General features: G+C 70.3%; 14 protein-coding genes. 10 read left to right on the top strand and 4 right to left on the bottom strand.

The window, feature by feature from the left end; translation table 11 throughout:
- Positions 1-12: 12 nt before the first annotated feature.
- Complete coding sequence (locus tag BDZ31_RS12620; protein ID WP_183342600.1) at positions 13-831, bottom strand: fumarylacetoacetate hydrolase family protein; 819 nt, start codon at positions 829-831, stop codon at positions 13-15.
- Between the two features lie 54 nt (positions 832-885).
- Between BDZ31_RS12620 and BDZ31_RS12615 the strand changes: the two genes are divergently transcribed.
- On the top strand, positions 886-1,497 hold the full coding sequence (locus BDZ31_RS12615) for a FadR/GntR family transcriptional regulator (protein WP_183342599.1): 612 nt from the start codon (positions 886-888) through the stop codon (positions 1,495-1,497).
- Here BDZ31_RS12615 and BDZ31_RS12610 read toward each other — a convergent pair.
- Positions 1,486-3,786, bottom strand: a complete 2,301-nt coding sequence (locus BDZ31_RS12610) for an FdhF/YdeP family oxidoreductase (RefSeq protein ID WP_183342598.1) — start codon at positions 3,784-3,786, stop codon at positions 1,486-1,488. The genes BDZ31_RS12615 and BDZ31_RS12610 overlap by 12 nt on opposite strands.
- Positions 3,787-3,830: 44 nt before the next feature.
- The gene (locus tag BDZ31_RS12605) at positions 3,831-4,292 is read right to left on the bottom strand and encodes an Rrf2 family transcriptional regulator (protein WP_183342596.1); all 462 of its coding nucleotides are present in this window, start codon (positions 4,290-4,292) and stop codon (positions 3,831-3,833) included.
- Positions 4,293-4,561: 269 nt separating this feature from the next.
- Between BDZ31_RS12605 and rpmG the strand changes: the two genes are divergently transcribed.
- The 9 genes from rpmG (at position 4,562) to BDZ31_RS12560 (ending at position 16,319) form a co-directional block, all read left to right on the top strand.
- Complete coding sequence (gene rpmG / locus BDZ31_RS12600; protein ID WP_012932800.1) at positions 4,562-4,726, top strand: 50S ribosomal protein L33; 165 nt, start codon at positions 4,562-4,564, stop codon at positions 4,724-4,726.
- 20 nt (positions 4,727-4,746) lie between these two features.
- Positions 4,747-5,307, top strand: a complete 561-nt coding sequence (gene secE, locus BDZ31_RS25990) for a preprotein translocase subunit SecE (protein WP_183342594.1) — start codon at positions 4,747-4,749, stop codon at positions 5,305-5,307.
- A 38-nt stretch (positions 5,308-5,345) separates the two neighbouring features.
- Positions 5,346-5,867, top strand: coding sequence for a transcription termination/antitermination protein NusG (gene nusG, locus BDZ31_RS12590; RefSeq protein ID WP_183342592.1), 522 nt, complete (start codon positions 5,346-5,348; stop codon positions 5,865-5,867).
- Between the two features lies 1 nt (position 5,868).
- On the top strand, positions 5,869-6,291 hold the full coding sequence (rplK, locus tag BDZ31_RS12585; RefSeq protein WP_183342590.1) for a 50S ribosomal protein L11: 423 nt from the start codon (positions 5,869-5,871) through the stop codon (positions 6,289-6,291).
- Positions 6,292-6,293: 2 nt separating this feature from the next.
- Positions 6,294-7,016 (top strand): 50S ribosomal protein L1, encoded by a 723-nt coding sequence (gene rplA, locus BDZ31_RS12580; protein WP_183342588.1) that lies wholly within the window; start codon positions 6,294-6,296, stop codon positions 7,014-7,016.
- A 150-nt stretch (positions 7,017-7,166) separates the two neighbouring features.
- Complete coding sequence (gene rplJ, locus BDZ31_RS12575; RefSeq protein ID WP_183342586.1) at positions 7,167-7,859, top strand: 50S ribosomal protein L10; 693 nt, start codon at positions 7,167-7,169, stop codon at positions 7,857-7,859.
- 1 nt (position 7,860) lies between these two features.
- The gene (rplL, locus tag BDZ31_RS12570; protein ID WP_183342584.1) at positions 7,861-8,247 is read left to right on the top strand and encodes a 50S ribosomal protein L7/L12; all 387 of its coding nucleotides are present in this window, start codon (positions 7,861-7,863) and stop codon (positions 8,245-8,247) included.
- A 327-nt stretch (positions 8,248-8,574) separates the two neighbouring features.
- Entirely contained in the window at positions 8,575-12,162 is a 3,588-nt protein-coding gene (rpoB, locus tag BDZ31_RS12565) for a DNA-directed RNA polymerase subunit beta (RefSeq protein WP_183342582.1), read from the top strand.
- Between the two features lie 86 nt (positions 12,163-12,248).
- The gene (locus BDZ31_RS12560; protein WP_183342580.1) at positions 12,249-16,319 is read left to right on the top strand and encodes a DNA-directed RNA polymerase subunit beta'; all 4,071 of its coding nucleotides are present in this window, start codon (positions 12,249-12,251) and stop codon (positions 16,317-16,319) included.
- 129 nt (positions 16,320-16,448) lie between these two features.
- Here BDZ31_RS12560 and BDZ31_RS12555 read toward each other — a convergent pair whose 3' ends face one another.
- Complete coding sequence (locus BDZ31_RS12555) at positions 16,449-16,934, bottom strand: HAD domain-containing protein (protein ID WP_183342578.1); 486 nt, start codon at positions 16,932-16,934, stop codon at positions 16,449-16,451.
- Between the last annotated feature and the right edge of the window lie 47 nt (positions 16,935-16,981).

The following is a 16,981-nucleotide window of genomic DNA, read 5'->3' as shown; positions in this document are numbered from 1 at the left end:
CGCGAAGAGGGATCAGATCTCGACGACGGTGTTGGCGACCGTCCCGATCCCCTCGACCTCGACCTCGACGCGGTCGCCGGCGGCGAGCGAGCGGATCGGGTCCATGAACTCGCCGCAGCCCCACGGGGTCCCGGTGAGGACGACGTCGCCGGGCTCGAGCGTGAAGCTGTGGGAGCAGAACGAGATCAGCTCGGCGACGCTGAAGACCATCTCCTTCGTGTTCGAGTCCTGGACGGTCTCGCCGTTGACGCGCGTCCAGAGGCCGAGCGCCTGCGGGTCGGCGATCTCGTCGGCGGTGACGATCACGGGGCCGAGCGGGCAGAAGGTGTCGAGGCTCTTGCCGCGCACCCACTGGCCGTCGGCGAACTGCACGTCGCGGGCCGAGATGTCGTTGGCGACCGTGTAGCCGAAGACGTGCGACAGCGCGTCGTCGACGGAGACGCGGGTCGCCGTCTTGCCGATCACGGCGGCCAGCTCGACCTCCCAGTCGACTCTCTCGGTGATCGCGCGGTCGACGCGGACCTCCTCGCCGTCGCCGATCACGGAGGTCGTGAACTTCGTGAAGACCAGCGGCGCGGTCGGCTTGTCGAGGCCGGTCTCGCGCACGTGGTCCATGTAGTTGAGGCCGATCGCGACGATCTTGCCCGGTCGCAGCGGCGCGGTCAGCGTCGCGCCGTCGAGCGGCTCCGCGGCGGCGGCGGGCAGCGCGCCGCCGGCGGCGACGAGGTCCGCGACGGTCGAGCCGGCGGCGACGTCGAGCGCGTGCAGCGCGCCGTCGCGCTCCACGACGGGGGTCGGGGTTCCGTTCGAGATGGCGGTGCCGATGCGCATGCGATGCTCCAGATTGGTCAGACCATTATGGTCCGACCACTATAATCGCCGTCGATGCCGCCCCGCAACCACGTCGCCGAGAGCGTTCGCGCGCTGCTGGCCGAGGAGCAGGTCGCGCCCGGCGACAGGCTGCCGCCCGAGCGCGAGCTGGCCGCGCGACTGGGCGTCTCGCGCTCGAGCCTGCGCGAGGGCCTGCGCCGCCTCGCCGACCTCGGCATCATCGAGTCGCGCCAGGGCTCGGGCACCTACCTCGCACCACTCGACCTCGGCGACCTGTTCGAGGTGCGGCTGCGGCTCGAGCCGCTCGCCGCGCGCCTCGCGGCCCAGCGGCGCGGGGAGGAGGACCTCGCCCGGCTCGCCGACGCGCTCGCTGAGATGCGCGGCGTGCTCGGCGACCCGCAGCTGTTCGGCGAGGCCGACGTGCGCGCCCACGCCGCGATCGTCGAGGCGTCGGGAAGCCTCCCGGTCCGCGTCCTGTTCGCGGCGATTGCCGACCTGCTGCGCCATTCGCGCGCGACCACGGCCGGGAACGACGACCTGCGCGCCGGCGCCGTCAGCGAGGTCGCGGCGATCGTCGAGGCGATCCGCGACGGCGACGGCGACGCGGCCGAGGCCGCGATGCGCGACCACCTCGCGCACGTCGGCGCCTCGCTGTCAGCGGCCTGAGCGCGGCTCGACCCGCACGACGACCGACTTCGACGCCGGCTGGTTGGAGCCGTCGGCGGTCGCGTCGAGCGGGACGAGCGGGTTGGTCTCCGGGTAGTAGGCGGCGGCGCAGCCGCGCGGCGTCGGGTACTCGACGATGCGGAAGCGCTCGGCGCGCCGTTCGACGCCGTCGGGCCACTCGCTGACGAGGTCGACCACGTCGCCGTCGGCGAGCCCCCGCGCGGCGATGTCCTCGGCGCTGAGGAAGACGACGCGGCGGCCGGCCTTGACGCCGCGGTAGCGGTCGTTGAGGCCGTAGACGGTCGTGTTGTACTGGTCGTGGGAGCGCAGCGTCTGCAGCAGCAGCGGCCCCTGGCGCACGCGCGGCCACTCGAGCGGGTTGACGGTGAAGCGGGCCTTGCCGGTCGCGGTCGGGAAGACGCGCGCGTCGCGCGGCGGGTGCGGCAGCGCGAAGCCGCCGGGGCGGGCGATCTTCGCCTCGAAGTCGTCGAAGCCCGGCACGACCGCCTCGATCCGCCGGCGGATCTCGCGGTAGTCGTCGCGGAACGCCTCCCACGGGATCCGTGCGCCGTCGGAGCCGTCGCGCCCGAAGACGGCCCGCGCCAGCCCGCAGACGATCGCCACCTCGCTGCGCAGCTGCTCGGAGGCCGGCGCGAGCGTCCCGCGCGAGCCGTGGACCATCCCCATCGAGTCCTCGACCGTCACCGCCTGCGCGCCGCGCGCCTGCATGTCGACCTCGGTGCGGCCGAGCGTCGGCAGGATCAGCGCGCGCCGCCCGGGCACGACGTGCGAGCGGTTGAGCTTCGTCGACACCTGGACCGTCAGCCGGCAGCTCCGCAGCGCGGCGTACGTCGTCTCGGTGTCGGGCGCGGCGGCGGCGAAGTTGCCGCCCATCGCGAAGAAGACCTTCGCGCGCCCGTCGCGCATCGCACGGATCGCCGCGACCGCGTCGAGCCCGTGCTCGCGCGGCGGCGCGAAGCCGAGCTCGGCGCCGAGCCGGTCGAGGAACGCCGCGGGCGGCTTCTCGTAGATCCCCATCGTCCGGTCGCCCTGGACGTTGGAGTGGCCGCGGACGGGGCAGACGCCGGCGCCCGGCCGGCCGATGTTGCCGCGCAGCAGCAGGAAGCTGACGATCTCGCGGATCGTCGCGACGGCGTGCTTGTGCTGCGTCACGCCCATCGCCCAGCAGACGATCGTGCGCTCGCTCGACGCCGCCAGCCGCGCGACCGCCTCGATCTCCGCGCGCGTCAGCCCGGTCGCCTCGAGCACGTCCTCCCAGCGCAGCGACGCCAGCCCGTCGGCGTACGCCTCGAAGCCGTCGCAGCAGCGGTCGATGAAGTCGCGATCGAGCACGGTGCCGGGCGCGGCGGCCTCGGCGTCGAGCAGCAGCCGGCCGAGCGCCTGGAAGAGCGCGAGGTCGCCGCCGAGCCTGATCTGCAGGTGGCGGTCGGCCAGCTCGGTGCCGCGGCCGAGCAGCCCGCCGGGCTTCTGCGGGTTCTTGAAGCGGATCAGGCCGGCCTCGGGCAGCGGGTTGACGGCGACGATCCGCGCGCCGCCGCGCTTGGCGCGCTCGAGCGCCGAGAGCATCCGCGGGTGGTTGGTGCCCGGGTTCTGGCCGACGACGATCAGCAGATCGGCCTGCTCGACGTCCTCGAGCGTGACCGAGCCCTTGCCGATCCCGATCGTCTCGGTCAGCGCGACGCCGCTCGACTCGTGGCACATGTTCGAGCAGTCGGGCAGGTTGTTCGTGCCGTAGGCGCGCACGAACGCCTGATAGGCGAAGGCGGCCTCGTTCGACGTGCGGCCGGAGGTGTAGAAGACGGCCTCGTCGGGGGAGGAGAGCCCGTTCAGCTCCTCGGCGATCAGGGCGAACGCCTCCTCCCAGCCGATCGGCTCGTAGTGGCTCGCCCCCTCCCGCAGCACCATCGGGTCGGTGAGGCGGCCGGAGCGGCCGAGCTGGTGGTCGGTCCAGCCGGCCAGCTCTGCGACCGGGTGACGGGCGAAGAACTCGGGCCCCACGCGCTTGCGCGTCGCCTCCTCGGCGACCGCCTTGGCGCCGTTCTCGCAGAACTCGGCGCGCGCGGTCTGGCCGGGGTCGGGCCAGGCGCAGCCGGGGCAGTCGAAGCCGTGCGGCTGGTTGAGCCGCACGAGCGTCTGCAGCGCCCGCCGCGTGCCCATCTCCTCGTGGGCGTGTCGCAGCGCGACCGCGACGCCCTCCATCCCCGCCGCGTGCGCGTGCGGGGGCTCGACCTTCAGCCGACGGTCCTCGTCCTGCGTCTGCTGCGCCATCGGCGGAGCCTATCCGCGCCGTGCGGCGGCCGTCAGCGCGCCGCTCAGCCGCGCTTGCTCCACGCCGCCGGGTCGCCGGCGAGCGCCGTGACGTGCTCGGGCAGCTCGCCGGCGACGACGTCGGCGAGCGTCGTGCGGTCGAGCACGTCGCGCAGCGCCGCGCGGGCGGCGACGAGGACCTCCGGCAGGCTCGCGGCCGCGCCGTCGTAGGAGAGCTCGTGCGGGCGCTTGCCGGAGACGTTGGCGAGCGGCCCGTCGATCGCGCGGATCACGTCCGCGACGGCGATCTCGTCGGCCGGCGCGGCCAGCAGGTGGCCGCCCTCGACGCCGCGGCGGCTGTCGACGATCCCGGCGCGGCGCAGGTCGTTCAGGATCTTCTCCAGGAAGCGCGGCGGGATCTGCTGCGCGGTGGCGATCGTCTCGGCCTTCACCGGCCGGTCGCCCGCCGCCGCGGCCAGCTCCAGGGCCGCGCGCAGCGCATAGTCGGTCTTCGCTCCGATTCGCACGTCGTCGATTCTTGTCTATTCCGACCTGGAAGGCAAAATTGCGGGGACGCTCGACGCGATCTCGGAGGTCGCGGCCTCCGGCACGCTATCGAGCGGCCCGCGGGCCGGGTGGGCGGTCGCGTGCGGCGGTGGCGGGACGACCGTCAACCGCCCCCGCGACGGGGATTCTCGCTACACTCCGTGGCTCGCGCCGGTTGGCGACCGACTCTCTGTCTGCCGCCGGTCGATGGCACTTGCCCTGAGACGACGACTGGAACCCTGGAACGACCATGGCTCGCGGAGACGTTCGCATCGCAGTCACCCTCGCGTGCGAGGAGTGCAAGCGGCGCAACTACCAGACGAACAAGAGCAAGCGGAACAATCCCGAGCGGATTCAGCTCCGCAAGTACTGCCGCTGGTGCAAGAGACACACGGCCCATCGGGAGACCCGCTAGTCCCCTAGCGCGTACACGACGTGGCCCGCGACCGCAGACGAGCGAAGCAGCGCCGCGAGCGGCAGAACCGCTCCGCGAGACCTTCGGCGAACGCCGAGGGCAACAGCGCGCTGCCCGAGGAGAACACGCTTCACCAGCAGGAGCCCGCCGAGCTCGCCTCCGGTGAGGTCGATCTGGCAGACGCGCAGCTCGCCGTCGGCCGTCCCGAGCTCGCGAGCGCGGACGCCGCCGGCGCCGCGGAGCCCTCGCTCGGCGGCAGCACGGCCGACGAGCTGATCGAGAGCGCGATCGACGACGACGGCGAGTCGCTCGACACCGACCGCGGCGGTGGCCGCGGCGGCGACGGCGGCGCGGTCGTGGCGCGCGGCGGCGATCGCACGCCGGAGCCCAAGCGCCGCGAGGGCGGCCGCTTCATCAACTTCCTGCGCGGCAGCTGGCGCGAGCTGCAGCGTGTCCAGTGGCCCGACCGCACCCAGGTCGCGCAGGCCACGGCCGTCGTGATCGGCTTCGTCGCCATCGCGGGCGCCTTCCTCGGCGCTGCCGACTGGATCTCGTCGCGGATCGTCGACCTCATCGTCTGAACCGGCTCGCGCCCCTCCCGAAGGAAACCTCCCCCGACATGTTTCGCTGGTACGTCGTCAACACCTATTCCGGTCACGAGAACAAGGTCAAGCACAACCTCGAGCACCGTGTCGTCTCGCTCAACCAGAGACGCGCCGTGCGGCAGGTCGTCGTGCCGACCGAATCCGTGACCGAGATGAAGGACAACCAGAGAGTTGTCACCGAGAAGCGCACGATGCCCGGCTACGTGCTGGTCAACATGGACCTCAACGAGGATTCGTGGGCGCTCGTCAAGGGCACGCCCGGCGTCACCGGCTTCGTCGGCGCGTCCAACGAGCCCGTGCCGCTGACGCAGGCGGAGGTCGATCGGCTGCTCCACCGCGAGACCGCGGAGCGTCCGCGCACCCGCGCGCAGTTCGCGATCGGCGAGTCGGTCAAGGTGGTCTCCGGGCCGCTGTCCGACTTCTCCGGCGAGATCTCGGAGATCAACGAGGACGGCGCCAAGCTCAAGGTGCTGGTATCAATCTTCGGCCGCGAAACCCCGGTCGAGGTCGGTTTCGACCAGGTGAAGAAGATCTGACATGGCGAAGAAGGTTCTGACAGTCATCAAGCTCCAGGCCGTCGGCGGCCAGGCGAGCCCGGCCCCGCCGGTCGGCCCTGCGCTGGGCCAGCACGGGGTCAACATCATGGAGTTCGTCAAGGCGTTCAACGCCCAGACGCAGCAGGACAGCGGGACGGTCATTCCCGTTGAGATCACGGTCTACGAGGACCGCTCGTTCACGTTCGTCACGAAGAGCCCGCCGGCTGCGGTCCTGATCAAGCAGGCGCTCGGCATCGACAAGGGCTCGGCCGAGCCGCACGTGAACAAGGTCGCGCAGATCACCGAGGACCAGCTTCGCGAGATCGCGCAGAAGAAGCTCAACGATCTGAACGCCCACGACGTCGACCAGGCGGCGAAGATCATCGCCGGCACGGCGCGCTCGATGGGCGTGGAGGTGGTGTGACGGTGGCCAAGCACGGCAAGTCCTATCTCGAGGCGCGCCAGCGCTACGACCGCGAGCACCTCTACCAGCCCGCGGAGGCGATCGCGCTCGTCAAGGAGCTGAAGCGCTCCAAGTTCGACGAGTCGGTCGAGCTGCACGTCCGCACCGGCCTGAACGTCCGCCACGCCGACGAGCAGCTGCGCGGCACGATCGCGCTGCCGCACGGCCTCGGCAAGAACGTCAAGGTCGCGGTCTTCGCGCAGGGCGACAAGGCGCGCGAGGCCGAGGAGGCGGGCGCTGACGTCGTCGGCGCCGACGACCTGGCGAGAAGAATCGAGGACGGCTTCACCGACTTCGACGTCGCGATCGCGACGCCGGACCTGATGCCGGTCGTCGGCCGTCTCGGCCGCATCCTTGGCCCGTCGGGCAAGATGCCGAACCCGAAGGTCGGCACAGTCACGATGGACGTCGCCAGAGCGGTGCAGGAATCGAAGGCCGGCAAGGTCGAGTACCGCACCGACCGCACCGCGATCGTCCACATGGTGATCGGCAAGTCGAGCTTCGACGAGCAGCGCCTGCTGGAGAACTACGCGGCCGTCGTCGAGGAGCTGGTTCGCGCCAAGCCCTCGGCCGCGAAGGGCAGATACATCCATTCGATCACGCTCACCTCGACGATGGGGCCGGGCATCAAGGTCGACGCCACGCGCACGCGTGACATCCTTGGGGAGGCGCCGGTCGCGGCGTAGCCCGTTCCAGAGACGCGCTGCCAGAGACCCCCGGCGACCACGTAAGTCCGGGGCAGGCGGAGCATCGGACGCCCCGGGCCGCTCTCGGCCCGCCGCTCGACGCCCGCCTCCGCGCGGGCGTTTCGCATTTCCGGAAGAGAGTGACCTGACATGAACAGAAACGAGAAGGCGGCGGTCATCGACCGGATCGCCGGGGAGATCGAATCCTCCTCGGCGGTCTTCGCGGTCGACTACCGCGGCATCACGGTCAGCCAGGTCGCCGACCTGCGCACGAGACTGCGCGCGTCGGACACGACGCTCAGCGTCGTCAAGAACTCGCTGACTGAGCGCGCGGCCGACAAGGCCGGCGCCGAGGCGCTGAAGGAGATCCTCACGGGTCCGACGGCGCTCGCGTTCGTGCGCGGCGACGCGGCTGCGGCCGCGAAGGCGCTCAGCGACGCGCAGAGAGAGACGCAGGTGCTGGAGTTCAAGGGCGGCCTGATGGACGGCAAGGCCGTCTCGCCCGACGAGATCAGAGCGATCTCGAAGCTCCCGTCGCGCGAGGTGCTCTACGGGCAGCTCGTCGGCGTCGTCGCCTCGCCGCTCAACGGCCTCGCCCGCTCGCTCAACGCGCTCATCTCGGGCGTCGCGATCCAGCTCAGAGCGATCGCGGACCAGGGCCTGGTCGGCGGCGACGCGGCTCCGGCCGCCGAGGCGCCTGCCGAGACGGAGGCCGCGGCTCCCGCCGAGGCCGCCCCCGCCCCGGAGGCCGACGCCTCCGGCGGCGACACCGATTCGACCCCCACCACTGACCAGACGGAGGACGCGGCGGAAGCCGGCGCTTCCGACGCGAAGGAGGACTGACATGGCGACCACGCAGGAGTGGATCGACGAGCTGAAGAGCATCTCCGTGCTCGAGCTGGCCGAGCGCATCAGAGCGCTCGAGGAGGAGTTCGGCGTGTCGGCGACGGCCGTCGCCGCGGCGGCCCCGGCGGCCGGCGGCGGCGCGGCCGGCGGTGACGGCGGCGGCGGCGAGGAGTCCTCGACCGTCGACGTCATCCTGACCGGCGCCGGCGACAAGAAGATCCAGGTCATCAAGGTCGTCCGCGCGGCGACCGGCCTCGGTCTGAAGGAGGCCAAGGCGCTCGTCGACGAGGCCCCGAAGCCCGTCAAGGAGGGCATCGAGCGCGACGAGGCCGACAAGCTCAAGGCCGAGCTCGAGGAGGCCGGCGCCAGCGTCGAGCTCAAGTAAGAGCCGACAGCGCCAGCAGCTGTTGCACGAGGGGCCGGCTCCGCAAGGAGCCGGCCCTTCGTCGTTCCGGGCGGCGCAGGCCATACGGCCGCGGGAGGCGTCCGGCGCCAGATCGCCCGATCTTGCCGGCCCCGGTACAATCCGGCGGTCGGCCGATAGTCGCAGCCGCCCAGCAGGTTCGAGATCGCGCCACATACGCGGTCTCGCGGGTGGGGTCCGTGAGCGCTGACAGCCCCGCGCGAGGGCAGCGATGCCCTGTGCTATCTTTGCTGGTCGCGCTCTCGCGCTTCCTCTGCTCGCCTCTCGACCGCCCGAGGAGTCGCCGTCTTGGCACCTGTTGACGCCCCCCGGACGCGCCGCACGTTTGCGCGTCTCTCCAAGGCCCTTGAAGTCCCCAACCTCATCGATATCCAGAAGAAGTCCTTCGACTGGCTGACCGATCCCGAGAGCGGCGGCCTGCGCGAGACGATCGACGACATCTCGCCGATCGAGGACTACACCGGCAACCTCGCCGTCCAGTTCGGCGAGTTCACCTTCGACGAGCCGGTCGCGTCGCTGGACGAGTGCCGCGAGAAGGACCTCACGTACGCCCGCCCGCTGACCGTCACCGTCGCGTTCGTCAACCGCGAGACCGGTGAGATCCGCGAGCAGTCGGTCTTCATGGGCGACTTCCCGTGGATGACCGAGCGCGGCACCTTCATCATCAACGGCACCGAGCGCGTCGTCGTGACGCAGCTGGTCCGCTCCCCGGGCGCGTACCTGATGGAGGCCAAGGACCGCGAGAAGCAGGTCTTCATCGCCAACCTGATGCCGGCTCGCGGCTCCTGGCTGGAGCTCGAGATCGACAAGAAGGGCAAGGTCTACGTCCGCATCGACCGCAAGCGCAAGCTGCCGGTCACGGTGCTGCTGCGGGCGATGGGCTACGCGAGCGACGAGGAGATCCTCAACCTCTTCGAGGACTCCCTCTACATCCGCAACACGATCGAGAGCGACACCGAGGTCACGAAGACCGAGGAGGGCGCGCTGATCGAGCTGTTCAAGAAGCAGCGCCCGGGCGAGCCGCCGTCGGTCGACGCGGCGAGAGCGCTGCTGCACCAGCTCTTCTTCGACCCCAAGCGCTACGACCTGACGCGCGTCGGCCGCTACAAGCTGAACTCGCGCCTGCGCCTCGACATCGACCTCGAGACGCGCACGCTGACGCACGACGACATCATCTCGCTCATCAAGGAGCTGGTGTCGCTGCCGCGCCTGCTCGGCATGCCGGAGAACCCGGACGTCGAGATCAGAGACTACGCCGCGGAGTCCGTCGCCTACCCGCGCGAGGCGGTCGCCGACCACCTCGACGAGTACGAGCACTTCGGCAACCGCCGTCTGCGCACCGTCGGCGAGCTGATCCAGGAGGCCTTCCGGATCGGCCTCTACCGCATGGAGCGCGTCGTGCGCGAGCGCCTCACGACCGAGGACGCCGACACGATCACGCCGCAGACGATCGTCAACATCCGCCCGGTCGTGGCGGCGCTGAAGGAGTTCTTCGGCTCCTCGCAGCTGTCGCAGTTCATGGACCAGAACAACTCGCTCTCGGGCCTGACCCACCGCCGCCGCCTGTCGGCGCTCGGCGCCGGCGGCCTGACGCGCGAGCGCGCCCCGATCGAGGTGCGCGACGTCCACCCGACCCACTACGGCCGCATGTGCCCGATCGAGACCCCCGAGGGGCCGAACATCGGCCTGATCGGGTCGCTCTCCTCCTACGCGCAGATCTCCGAGCACGGCTTCGTCACGACGCCGTACCTCGTCGTCAAGGACGGCAAGGTCACCGACGAGATCGTCCATCTCGACGCCACGCAGGAGGAGACGGCGAAGATCGCCCAGGCGAACACGCCGCTGGGCGACGACGGCGCGCTGCTCGGCGACGCGATCGTCTGCCGCACCCAGGCCGGCCAGTACGTGACGGTCCCCGCCGGCGACGTCGACCTGATGGACGTCTCGCCCGAGCAGATCTGGTCGGTCGCGACGGCGATGATCCCGTTCCTCGAGCACGACGACGCCAACCGCGCGCTGATGGGCTCGAACATGCAGCGCCAGGCGGTCCCGCTGCTGAAGACCGACGCCCCGCTCGTCGGCACCGGCATGGAGTACCGCGCCGCCGTCGACTCCGGCGACGTCGTCGTCGCCAAGCGCGCCGGCACGATCTCCTACGTCGACGCCGACCAGATCGTCATCGAGACGACCGACGGCGCCAAGGACGAGTACGCCCTGCAGAAGTTCATGCGCTCCAACCAGGGCACGCTGATCCATCAGAAGCCGCTGGTCCGCACGGGCCAGGAGGTCGCCGAGGGCGAGGTGCTCGCCGACGGCTCGTCGACCGACCAGGGCGAGATGGCGCTCGGCAAGAACCTGCGCGTCGCCTTCATGTCCTGGGAGGGCTACAACTTCGAGGACGCGATCATCCTCTCCAAGCGCCTCGTGAAGGACGACGAGCTCACCTCGATCCACATCGAGGAGTACGAGATCGACGCCCGCACGACGAAGCTCGGCGACGAGGAGATCACGCGCGACATCCCGAACCGCTCCGAGGAGTCGCTGCGCAACCTCGACGACCGCGGGATCGTCCGCATCGGCGCCGAGGTCGGCTCCGGCGACCTGCTCGTCGGCAAGGTCACGCCGAAGGGCGAGACCGAGCTGACCGCGGAGGAGAAGCTGATCCGCGCGATCTTCAAGGAGAAGGCGCGCGAGGTCCGCGACACCTCGCTGAAGGTGCCGCACGGCGAGGGCGGCGTCGTGATCGACGTCAAGACCTTCTCGCGCGACGCCGGCGACGACCTGCCGCCGGGGGTCAACGACCTCGTGCGCGTCTTCGTCGCGAAGAAGCGCAAGATCTCCGAGGGCGACAAGCTCGCGGGCCGCCACGGCAACAAGGGCGTCATCTCGAAGATCGTCGACGAGCAGGACATGCCGTTCCTCGAGGACGGCTCGCCGGTCGACGTCATCCTCAACCCGCTCGGCGTCCCGTCGCGCATGAACATCGGCCAGATCCTCGAGACCCACCTTGGGTGGGCGGCCGCCGAGGGCTGGTACGACGACGGCAGCGACGCGTACCAGCTCGCGCACGGCAACGGCGACGGCGAGAAGGCGCGCGTCTACGTCTCGACGCCGGTCTTCGACGGCGCGACGGTCGAGGACGTCGACAACGCGCTGCTGAAGTGGCAGGAGGAGCACAAGGGCCGGATCCGCATGAAGACGGATCCCGACGGCCGCCCCGGCACCCGCGCGAGCGGCAAGTTCACGCTCTTCAACGGCCGCACGGGTGAGCCGTTCGAGACGCAGGTGACGGTCGGCTACATGTACATCCTCAAGCTCCACCACCTCGTCGACGACAAGATCCACGCGCGCTCGACCGGCCCGTACTCGCTCGTCACCCAGCAGCCGCTGGGCGGCAAGGCGCAGTTCGGCGGCCAGCGCTTCGGCGAGATGGAGGTGTGGGCGCTGGAGGCGTACGGCGCCGCGTACACGCTCCAGGAGATGCTGACGATCAAGTCCGACGACACGGTCGGGCGCGTCAAGGCCTACGAGGCGATCGTCAAGGGCGAGAACATCGCCGAGCCGAGCATCCCGGAGTCGTTCAAGGTCCTCCTGAAGGAGATGCAGTCGCTGGCGCTCGACGTCAACGTCGTCTCCGAGGAGGGCACCCGCGCGGAGATGCGCGAGGAGGACGACGACCTCCTGCGCGCGGCGGAGGAGCTCGGCATCGACCTCTCCGGCGTGCGCGCGACCGACGGCCAGGCGGCCGACGAGGGCACGGAGGGCGAGGACGCCACGGATGCGGAGCCCGAGGCCTCCGCGCAGTCCGGCGAGGAGCTCGCTCCCGTCGGCGAGGGCGACGACGAGCTGACCGAGGACGAGGGCTCGGAGACGTGATCCGGCCGCGCTGAGCCCGGCCGCCCCGCGGCCGGGCCCGGCGCTCCCGGAATCACGCTCTCCACCTTCCAACACACGGGATTCGAATGATCGACATCAACAACTTCGACGCCATCGAGATCGGGCTCGCGTCCTCCAAGCAGATCCGCTCTTGGAGCTCGGGCGAGGTCACGAAGCCGGAGACCATCAACTACCGCACGCTCAAGCCGGAGAAGGACGGTCTCTTCTGCGAGCGCATCTTCGGTCCGACCAAGGACTGGGAGTGCTACTGCGGCAAGTACAAGCGCGTGCGCTACAAGGGCATCGTCTGCGAGCGCTGCGGCGTCGAGGTCACCCGCTCCAAGGTCCGCCGCGAGCGGATGGGGCACATCGACCTCGCCGCGCCGGTCTCGCACATCTGGTTCTTCAAGGGCGTCCCGAGCCGCATCGGCTACCTGCTCGACATGGCTCCCAAGGAGCTCGAGAAGGTCCTCTACTTCGCCGCCTCGATCGTCACCTGGATCGACGAGGAGGCGCGCGACCGCGACCTCGACACGCTGCAGGACGAGGTCAACAAGGTCCTCGACTCCTACGCCGCGGAGAAGGAGGAGCGCCTGCTCGAGCTGAGAGAGTCGCTCGAGCGCCGCGTCGAGTTCCTCGAGTCCGGTAAGCAGCCGGGCGGCTTCAACGACGAGGACGAGCTGTGGGCCGAGGCGCTCGACGTCAACGTCGCGAGACTCGACGAGGACGAGCGCGCCAAGCTGCTCAGAGACCTGCGCAGAACCTTCCAGGCCGACATGGACGACACGGAGGCGTACATCGAGGACGCCGCCGAGCGCATGCGCCAGGTCTGGGACCTGTTCCAGTCGATGAAGCCGAAGGACGTCGTCAACGACGAGACGCTCTTCCGCGAGCTGAAGGACCGCTTCGGCAGCCCGTTCGGCTTCGGCGAGTACTTCCGCGGCGGCATGGGCGCCGAGTCGGTGCGCGACCTGCTCGAGCAGGTCGACCTGGAGGCGGAGAGAGCCGAGCTGCAGGAGCTGGTCAAGACCGCCAAGGGCCAGAAGCAGAGCCGCTCGGTCAAGCGCCTGAAGGTCGTCTCGGCCTTCATCCAGTCCGGCAACCGCCCGGAGATGATGATCCTCGAGGCCGTCCCGGTGATCCCGCCGGAGCTGCGCCCGATGGTCCAGCTCGACGGCGGCCGCTTCGCGACCTCCGACCTCAACGACCTCTACCGCCGCGTCATCAACCGCAACAACCGCCTCAAGCGGCTGCTCGACCTCGGCGCGCCGGAGATCATCGTCAACAACGAGAAGCGCATGCTGCAGGAGGCCGTCGACGCGCTGTTCGACAACGGCCGCCGCGGCCGGCCCGTCACGGGCCCGGGCAACCGTCCGCTGAAGTCGCTCTCCGACATGCTGAAGGGCAAGCAGGGCCGCTTCCGCCAGAACCTGCTCGGCAAGCGCGTCGACTACTCCGGCCGCTCGGTGATCGTGTCGGGCCCGTCGCTGAGACTGCATCAGTGCGGCCTGCCGAAGCTGATGGCGCTGGAGCTGTTCAAGCCGTTCATCATGGCCCGGCTCGTCGAGCGCAAGGCGGCGCAGAACATCAAGGCGGCCAAGAAGATGGTCGACTCGATGATCCCGGAGGTCTGGGACGTGCTCGAGGAGGTCATCCACGAGCACCCGGTGCTGCTCAACCGCGCCCCCACGCTCCACCGCCTCGGCATCCAGGCGTTCGAGCCGCAGCTGGTCGAGGGCAAGGCGATCCAGGTCCACCCGCTGGTCTGCCACGCCTTCAACGCCGACTTCGACGGCGACCAGATGGCGGTCCACCTGCCGCTCTCCGCGGAGGCGCAGGCGGAGGCGCGGATCCTGATGCTGTCGGCCAACAACATCCTGTCGCCGGCGCACGGCGCGCCGCTCGCGACGCCGACGCAGGACATGATCCTTGGCGCCTACTACCTCACCTACGGGCCCGAGGTCGACGAGCTGGCGAAGATCGACCCGGCCAGACACACCCCGCGCCCGCACGTGTACCGCACGGCGCAGGAGGCGGAGTGGTCCTACGAGCACGGCGTGGTGAGACTCCACGACGTCGCCGAGTACCGCCCGGCCGGTCGCGAGGGCGGCCACATCCTCACGACGGTCGGCCGCATCATCTACAACGACAAGATCGAGCGCTCGATCCGCGAGACGCTGGGCGAGGACTACGACCCGACGTCGTACGAGTTCGTCAACCGCTCGATGAAGAAGCGCGACACGACGCAGTTCGTCGACGACCTCGTGCAGGCGTACGGCGCCGCGACGATCTCGCAGGTGCTCGACGCCTTCAAGGACCTCGGCTTCCGCTACGCGACGCAGGCCGGCATCACCGTCTCCAAGAACGACGTCGTGATCCCGCCCGACAAGGAGCAGATCCTCGCCAAGTACGAGGGCGAGGTCGCCGAGATCCAGGACCAGTACGACATGGGCCTGATCACGGAGGAGGAGCGCAAGGACGCCGTCGTCGAGCGCTGGACGTCCGCGACCGAGGAGGTCGCCGGCGCGATGGAGCAGCACTTCAACGAGCTGAACCCCATCTTCATGATGGCCAACTCGGGCGCCCGCGGCTCCTTCAAGCAGATCCGCCAGCTGGCCGGCATGCGCGGCCTGATGGCCAACCCGAAGGGCGAGATCATCGAGCGTCCCGTGAAGGCGAACTTCATGGAGGGGCTCGACGTGATCGAGTACTTCACGTCGACCCACGGCGCCCGCAAGGGCCTCGCGGACACGGCGCTGCGGACCGCGGACTCCGGCTACCTGACGCGCCGTCTCGTCGACGTCGCCCAGGACGTGATCATCCGCCAGGAGGACTGCGGCACCGAGGAGTACGTCGAGCTCGACCTCTACAAGAGCGGCGGCGAGCCGAACGACAACCTCGTCGGCCGCGTCGCGGCGCACGACTTCGGCCCGAAGAAGGGCGAGGTCATCGTCACGAAGGGCAACGAGATCGGCCGCCCGGAGTTCGCCGCGCTGCTCGCCGCCTTCGGCGAGGAGAACGCGAAGATCCCGGTCCGCTCGGTGCTCAAGTGCGAGGCGCAGACCGGGGTCTGCCAGCTCTGCTACGGCCGCTCGATGGCGACCGGCAACCTGGCGCAGATCGGCGACGCGGTCGGCATCGTCGCCGCCCAGTCGATCGGCGAGCCGGGCACGCAGCTGACGATGCGCACGTTCCACACCGGCGGCGTCGCCGGCGCGGACATCACGCACGGCCTGCCGCGCGTCGTGGAGCTGTTCGAGGCGCGCAAGCCGAAGGGCCTGGCGAAGATCGCCGAGGTCGGCGGCGTCGTCGAGATCGAGGAGACGGACAAGGCGCTGACGGTCGTCATCACCGACGACGGCGGCGACGAGCACCGTCACACGTTCCCGCGTCGCACGCGCCTGTTCGTCGAGCGCGGCCAGAGAGTCGAGCCCGGCACGCAGCTCAACGAGGGCTCGCTGTACCCGCACGAGCTGCTGGCGATCCGCGGCCGCACGGAGACCGAGCTGTACCTCGTCAAGGAGGTCCAGGAGGTCTACAAGTCGCAGGGCGTCGACATCAACGACAAGCACATCGAGCTGATCGTGCGTCAGATGCTGAAGAAGGTCCGGGTCGACCAGAAGGGCGACACCGACCTGCTGCCGGGCGTCTTCGTCGACCGCCACGACTACGCCAAGATCAACCAGGCCGTGATCGAGGCGGGCGGCGAGCCGGCGCAGGCGGAGGAGATCATCCTCGGCATCACGAAGGCGTCGCTCAACACCGACTCCTTCCTCTCGGCCGCCTCCTTCCAGGAGACGACGAAGGTCCTGACCGACGCGGCGCTCGAGGGCAAGATCGACCGCCTCAACGGTCTCAAGGAGAACGTCATCATCGGCAAGCTGATCCCGGCGGCGACGGGCCTGAAGCGGTACCGCCGCATCGAGATCGAGCCGGCCGAGCCGCTCCCCCGCGGGATGGACGACGTCGGCCTGCTCGACCACGACGAGCTGGCCGCCGAGCTCGGCCTCACCGACGGCGAGGCGCTGCAGGGCTTCGGCCCCTCGGGCATCGAGGCCGACCTCGCCGACCTCGAGGAGATCGGCAACGGCGGCGCCTCCCACGGCTTCGCCGAGGAGCTCGCCGAGCTCGACGTCCCCGAGGACGACAGACAGTAGGCGCGCAGACCGCCCCGCGCCGGCGCAGCCCGGCGCGGAGGCGCTCGGCGTTTCGCACGACGGCCGCCCCACGGGGCGGCCGTCGCCGTTTCAGCGGCCGCCGCCTGTCGCGTCAGCGCGTCCCCGCGCTTACAGCCGCGCCGCCCAGGCGGTCAGCGCCTCGACGTGGGCGGCGGCGATGCCGGTCGCGGGATCGGTCGTGACCAGGAGCGTCGGCGCGCCGGCCTGCTCGCGCGCTCGCGCCCACGCGCCGCATTCGTCGTCGTGCGCGTCGTCGATCCAGGCGAGCGGGCGTGCGCCGGCATAGGCGTCGATCGCGCCGATCTTCCAGTGCGCATGCGCCTGGCGGGGACTGCGCGCGAAGGTGAGATGAGGGTATGCATCGAGCAGCCCGAGCGCGTGGGGGAGATGCTCGGGCGCCTTCTCCTCCCAGCCGGTGCACCAGACCGTCTCGAACTGCGACGACAGCCGGCGCAGGTGTTCGCCGGCAGTGGCCGAAAGGTAGTGCGGGATTCCGTCGACGAGCTGGAAGCGCCCTGGCGGCGGGGCATCGGCCTCGAAGCCGAAGAGCGAGATCACGCCGTCGACGTCGACGAAGAGGACAGGCTGCTGCATGTGTCGAAATGATCGAGCCGAACGTTTCGCCGTGCGTCGTTCAGCAA

This window comes from Conexibacter arvalis (assembly GCF_014199525.1).
Classification (GTDB): Bacteria; Actinomycetota; Thermoleophilia; order Solirubrobacterales; family Solirubrobacteraceae; genus Conexibacter; species Conexibacter arvalis.
The sequence above is the reverse complement of the archived record's forward strand: the minus strand, read 5'-3'. Positions and strand labels throughout refer to the sequence as shown.

Excerpts from the sequence above, each read along its gene's own strand:
- BDZ31_RS12620 (WP_183342600.1), bottom strand. The coding sequence starts at position 831 with ATGCGCATCGGCACCGCCATCTCGAACGGAACCCCGACCCCCGTCGTG.
- BDZ31_RS12615 (WP_183342599.1), top strand. The coding sequence starts at position 886 with ATGCCGCCCCGCAACCACGTCGCCGAGAGCGTTCGCGCGCTGCTGGCC.
- BDZ31_RS12610 (WP_183342598.1), bottom strand. The coding sequence starts at position 3,786 with ATGGCGCAGCAGACGCAGGACGAGGACCGTCGGCTGAAGGTCGAGCCC.
- rpmG (WP_012932800.1), top strand. The coding sequence starts at position 4,562 with ATGGCTCGCGGAGACGTTCGCATCGCAGTCACCCTCGCGTGCGAGGAG.
- nusG (WP_183342592.1), top strand. The coding sequence starts at position 5,346 with ATGTTTCGCTGGTACGTCGTCAACACCTATTCCGGTCACGAGAACAAG.
- rplK (WP_183342590.1), top strand. The coding sequence starts at position 5,869 with ATGGCGAAGAAGGTTCTGACAGTCATCAAGCTCCAGGCCGTCGGCGGC.
- rplJ (WP_183342586.1), top strand. The coding sequence starts at position 7,167 with ATGAACAGAAACGAGAAGGCGGCGGTCATCGACCGGATCGCCGGGGAG.
- rplL (WP_183342584.1), top strand. The coding sequence starts at position 7,861 with ATGGCGACCACGCAGGAGTGGATCGACGAGCTGAAGAGCATCTCCGTG.
- BDZ31_RS12560 (WP_183342580.1), top strand. The coding sequence starts at position 12,249 with ATGATCGACATCAACAACTTCGACGCCATCGAGATCGGGCTCGCGTCC.
- BDZ31_RS12555 (WP_183342578.1), bottom strand. The coding sequence starts at position 16,934 with ATGCAGCAGCCTGTCCTCTTCGTCGACGTCGACGGCGTGATCTCGCTC.